Source organism: Myceligenerans pegani (assembly GCF_014892515.1).
GTDB lineage: Bacteria > Actinomycetota > Actinomycetes > Actinomycetales > Cellulomonadaceae > Myceligenerans > Myceligenerans pegani.
Map to the genome: position 1 here is coordinate 1 of NZ_JADBGR010000035.1, position 959 is coordinate 959.

General features: G+C 66.5%; 1 protein-coding gene. It reads left to right on the forward strand.

Going from position 1 to position 959, the window contains the following annotated elements; translation table 11 throughout:
* Positions 1 to 959, forward strand: a 959-nt coding sequence (locus IIE03_RS02345; protein WP_225997135.1) for a carbohydrate ABC transporter permease, incomplete at both ends; no start/stop codon positions are given.

The window sequence follows — 959 nt, forward strand, 5'->3', positions numbered from 1 at the left end:
TCGGGTTCTCCCAGACCCTGGGGCGTTGGGACGTCAAGGTCTCGCCCTATCTCTACATCTCCCCGTTCTTTGTCCTGTTCGCTCTGACCGGCCTGTTCCCGCTGGCGTACACGGCCGTGGTGTCGGTGTACGACTGGAACCTGCTCGGCGGGCAGGGGGAGTTCGTGGGCTGGCAGAACTACGCCGATGTCCTCGGCCAGGCGACCTTCTGGAAGTCGCTGGTCAACACGTTGTCGATCTTCCTGATCTCGGCAGTGCCTCAGGTGGTCATCGCGATCACGCTGGCGGCGCTGCTGGACCAGAACATCCGTAACGCCACGTTCTGGCGGATGGGCGTGCTGATCCCGTACGTGGTGGCGCCGATCGCGGTGTCCCTGATCTTCGGCCGGCTGTTCGCCGACCAGTACGGCCTGATCAACGACCTTCTCGGGGTCGTCGGCCTCGAGCCGATCGGCTGGCATCAGGACCGGCTGGCCAGCCACGTCGCCATCGCCGCGATGGTGAACTACCGGTGGACCGGCTACAACGCGCTGATCTTCCTCGCCGCCATGCAGGCGGTGCCGCGCGATCTCTACGAGGCCGCGACGATCGACGGCGCCGGCCCGTGGCGGCAGTTCTTCTCCGTCACCGTCCCGCAGATCCGCTCGACCGTGATCTTCGTGGTCATCACCGCCAGCATCGGTGGCCTGCAGATCTTCGACGAGCCCCGGCTCTTCGACAGCACCGGCCTGGGCGGCGCGGACCGGCAGTGGATGACCACGGTGCTGTACATGTACGACGTCGCCTGGGGGAACCAGCGAGACTTCGGCCGGGCCGCCGCCGTGGCCTGGATGCTGTTCGTGCTCATCCTGATCATCGGGTTCATCAACTTCCTGCTCAGCCAGCGGATCGCGTCGTCGGGCACGAAGACGCCGCGCGTGAAGCGCTCGGTGACACGCAGGCTGCGCGCCGAGGCGCGC